5 protein-coding genes are annotated in these 4375 nt (G+C 37.2%); all 5 read left to right on the top strand.

From position 1 onward, the window contains the following. Positions 1-113 precede the first annotated feature (113 nt). The 5 genes from ASV53_RS22920 (at position 114) to ASV53_RS22940 (ending at position 4364) form a co-directional block, all read left to right on the top strand. The gene (locus tag ASV53_RS22920; RefSeq protein WP_094958829.1) at positions 114-455 is read left to right on the top strand and encodes a hypothetical protein; all 342 of its coding nucleotides are present in this window, start codon (positions 114-116) and stop codon (positions 453-455) included. 88 nt (positions 456-543) lie between these two features. Beyond that, positions 544-1035: an META domain-containing protein gene (locus tag ASV53_RS22925; protein ID WP_094958830.1), complete on the top strand. Its 492-nt coding sequence runs from the start codon at positions 544-546 to the stop codon at positions 1033-1035. A gap of 116 nt (positions 1036-1151) precedes the next feature. Beyond that, on the top strand, positions 1152-2195 hold the full coding sequence (locus ASV53_RS22930) for a hypothetical protein (protein ID WP_094958831.1): 1044 nt from the start codon (positions 1152-1154) through the stop codon (positions 2193-2195). A 119-nt stretch (positions 2196-2314) separates the two neighbouring features. Beyond that, a complete protein-coding gene (locus ASV53_RS22935; RefSeq protein WP_094958832.1) occupies positions 2315-2782 on the top strand; it encodes a CreA family protein in 468 nt (155 codons plus the stop codon). A 187-nt stretch (positions 2783-2969) separates the two neighbouring features. Further along, the gene (locus ASV53_RS22940) at positions 2970-4364 is read left to right on the top strand and encodes an AAA family ATPase (RefSeq protein ID WP_094958833.1); all 1395 of its coding nucleotides are present in this window, start codon (positions 2970-2972) and stop codon (positions 4362-4364) included. The last annotated feature ends 11 nt before the right edge of the window (positions 4365-4375 follow it).

Consider the following 4375-nt stretch of genomic DNA (forward strand, 5'->3'; position numbering starts at 1 on the left):
GTAGATATAATGATCTTTTAAATTGTTTTTTAGTTAATAACACCCAAAGTTGTTTGGCTTGAAATTATACTTACTCTATAATGCTCGCACCCTATTTCAAAACAGTGTTCATTATGTCTTTGCATCATCATATTCTCAGCCTTTTATTACTCAGTTTTTCAACTACAGCACTTGCTTCTTCTCCAGTAAAAGCTTTGCCTGATAACGAAATCATTTGTATGAAAGCATTAGAGAAATTGATCGTGAGTAAGCAAATGGTGTTTAGTGATAGTTCTGCAAAACCTGATGCTAGACGCAATGCTGAACGTGTTATTGATGCCGCAAGAGAAGTATTTAATAGCAACCAAAGTTATTGTGAAGCTGAATCCGCAATGCACAGCTACCAATCAGACAAAGACGCTGGCTTTCGCTCTCGTCAGGGTGAAATAAACTTTTTTGGCCGCGACGTTAGTTAATAGCAATGCAATTACATCAACTACTTACAGTCGTTTAACCTGTTTTGGTCTATGCTTCAACTAGGTTCAACAACAGAGTGTATGTACCATGTATAGTTTACAAAAAAACTCAACAATCAGCCCTATTCTAGCTCGTGCTGCGAAGGCCATCTTGCTTGCAATTATCACGATTATTGGTTTGGCTGGCTGTGAAAAAAAAACGCAAATCGGATTCACTGAAGATGATCTCAAGCAAAGCTGGGTGTTAACTAGAGTCGATGGGAAAGATGTAAATACGGCTGAGCCCCGTATTACCCCAACCATGGCAATTGATACCGACTTAAAAATTGCGGGTTTTAGTGGCTGCAATCGTTTTTTTGGCCAAATAGAGCTGACCGACAATAACCTTACCGTTACCTCAATGGGGTCAACCAAAATGGCCTGTATTCAAGATGACCAAGCGTCACTTGAAGCCCTCATGACAACCTCTTTACAAAAAGCCAATACCATAGCGCTAGAAAATAACACGTTAACGCTCACCTCCGATCAGCATATCTTGACGTTTATGCCTGAAGAAATATTGGAAGATGACGCACAATAAAAACAATGTTTTTTATTTTATTGCAATGCTTTGTTTATCACGGCATCATTCAGCAATAATGCTGACAATCGATGATAACCGCCAATTTATCATTTCGATGTTTTGATAGGTAACGTATGAAACTCAATAAACGCAAAGCTAAAGTCATTTTTTCCGCCATCAACGAGTGGGAACGCGATGATCATATATCACCAGAGCAAGCTGAAAAGCTCAGCCAGTCTATCGAAGTAGCTGGCTTTGACTGGCGTTTATTAGCCGTATATTCATTTTGGATCGCCATAAGCTGCTTCATCATATCGGTTGGTGTTTTACTTGCTGATGATTATCTTCTCGCCCTGCTTGCGAGTATTTTTGATGCGCCAGCCAGTGTGATGTGTATAACCACTGCATGTATTGCGGCTTTATGTTATTACGCCGGTATAAGGCGTCGGTTATCCCATCCATCAAAGACAATCAGTAACGAAGCGATCTTCTTTTTTGGGGTGCTGATGAGTGCTGTTTCAGTTGGTATTTTGGGTGAAACGACGATGTTTGCGCAGGTTGATGATGCCAGCTTGTTGCTGCTGCTCACCGTCATTTATGCCGTACTTGGTGTGCGGCTTTCTTCTGTACTTATTTGGATCTTTGCTTTATTCAGTTTTGTCGCTTGGGTGCAGCTTGAAACCACTGAACTCTCCAATTTTTCCGATTACTTTTTAGGCATGAGTCATCCAATGCGATTCACGATTGTTGGCGCTGTCATCGCATTAATGAGCTTAAAATGTAACCGTTATACACAGACAAAACCGCTAAAAGATTCAACCCAATTTATTGGCTTACTGTTTTTCTTACTTGGCTTCTGGTTACTGTCTATTTTTGGGAATTATGGGGATGCAAGTGAGTGGGCGGGTGTAAAACAAATCGAACTGATTCACTGGGCAATACTCTCTACCAGTATTTGTGCCGCCATTCTTTACGTGGGTATCCATTTTGCAGATAGCTTGTGCCGAAGTTTTGGTATTACTTTTTTACTGATTAACCTATACACGCGCTTCTTCGAATATGCTTGGGATACAGCACATAAAACCATATTTTTTGCGATTCTAGCATTAAGCTTTTGGTTTATAGGAACCCATGCAGAAAGACTCTGGCAATTAGGAACAAAGACAGAAACTAAATAGGCTTTTTCCTTTAGTGAGGCTAAATTACTGAAATATTTAGTCTCACCATGTAGTCTCTCTCCTAACTTCGAGTATGATGGTTATAAATAATTGCGCAAAACAGCTATGAGGATCACTCTATGAAGAAGGTTTTAATTGCAGCAGCACTCGTCACATTACTAAGCGGCTGTGATAAAAATGAAGTCGGCGATGTGAGTTTAGGGATGTTCACTATGAAAGACATCAAAATCTCAAACTTGGATGATGAAAAGATCCCTGGAGTGACCTGCCATATTGCCTCTGTTGAAGCTAATTTAAGCCTTTCCGATCCAAGTGATAGTTCTATTTCTTGTCGTCAAACGGGTGATATCACACCTGAAATGCTCGCTAGAATAGATAAAAGTAAATCGGGTGAAGTGGTATTCAAGCAATCTAAAAGCATCTTCTTCAAATCAATGAAAGTTAGACGTATCTACGATGCCGAAAACCAGACGCTGCTCTACTTGTCTTACACGACCAAAGAGACAGAGGGAAGCTTCAAGCATAGCCTGTCTACAGTGCCATTATGGGGCACTAAAGCCTATGTAGAACCAACTATTGATCAATAATTCGCTATATGAAAGGGAAACCAATAACCTTTAGGTTTCCCTTATCGTGAATGAACACGTACACTTCAAATGTGCTCACAACTCCTCAACGCTAAATCAGTTATTGTTATTCAACTTACTTCACTAGTACTTTGCATTTTGTTATTATTAAACTATTGATAAAAAACAGTATTCTAGCGATAACCGAATGAAGTTAGCTTTCCTCCATATCAGCAATCATAAAGCACTAGAAAACATTGATATACCAATAAATAGCTCACACAAGTGTGGTTATTCAGGTGACAAATTAACCCTAAAATTTTCGCCAGATGAACTAGATTACTATCAAGGATTAGACTGTAGCGCCATAATTGGCAAAAATGGAGTAGGTAAAAGCACTATTCTTGATTTTTTGGAAGTCGCTTATGAAGGCACTGATTCTAGCGGTATTATCGTTTGGTTCGACAGTAAAAAAGAAAGGTATCATATCTGTCCTATCAATTTATATATTGATGAAGATTCTATTGTAAGCAAACAAGACTATACCTTAGAGAAAGACTTATCTAATCTCATTAAACGCCATAAAGTTAAACTTATCAAAGCAAATAATTTAACGGGTATTGAAACGAACGACTTTTCAAAAAAAATAAAATCTAATTCATTCATATACGATATGACCCTCTCACAATATGTGAATGGAAGTAAAAGAGTTGTCGCTCAACGGACAAACCGACTAATTAGCTACTTCAATACAAGTGTATCTTTCAATAAGTCTGAACAACCTAAAGTCAAGTTTACTTTTCAATTTAGTGCATCCTCTACCGCTTATCTTAAATCGCTGTTAAATAACAAATATTTCGTATCTAAACATATAGAATCAAAAGAACATTTAGACTTACTAAAACATCAACTTAATGAAAGTTTAGCTTGCGTATATTTACATGAACATCAAACTGTTGGATCACAATTATTAAGAGCAAACCTTTTATCAATCTGCAATTATTTATCCAAACTTAGTATCATTAGAAAAGATCATAGAGATGAATTTTTCATTAAACTTCTGATTGGATTTATAAGCGGTAATTTCAATGAAAGCTATATAGCTAACGCATTATCAAGTGCAAGGCGTGATTCAAGCATTGACAGCGCCGATAGCATAGTGAAACTTGATGTACCTATCATCCTATTTAAATACCAAGAAGTACTCAGTATTCTAGGGAAAGTTTCACATCTAATAAATGTTTATGTGGATGAGTGCCATATTGATAATGCTAATACTTTAACAACTTTTAATGCTGATTTAATCATTGAATTGACAAACTGTATTACCAACCTACCTCAACTTTTGTTAAACAATTTCCAATATGGTTGGAATGGTTTTAGTACTGGTGAGTTTGCTAAATTAAATATATTTTCCGAGCTATATAATTACATACATGACCAAAAAAACCAGTCCATTTCGAGCCACCTCATTATCATGGATGAAGTGGATTTATATCTACACCCTGACTGGCAGAGAACCTTCTTTTCTGAATTATTGGAATTCACTAAAATTGAATTTCCAAAAGACACTGTTCAGATAATTTTGAGTACACACTCCTGACTCTTATACAC

The sequence above is a fragment of the Photobacterium sanguinicancri genome (assembly GCF_002265265.1).
GTDB lineage: Bacteria > Pseudomonadota > Gammaproteobacteria > Enterobacterales > Vibrionaceae > Photobacterium > Photobacterium sanguinicancri.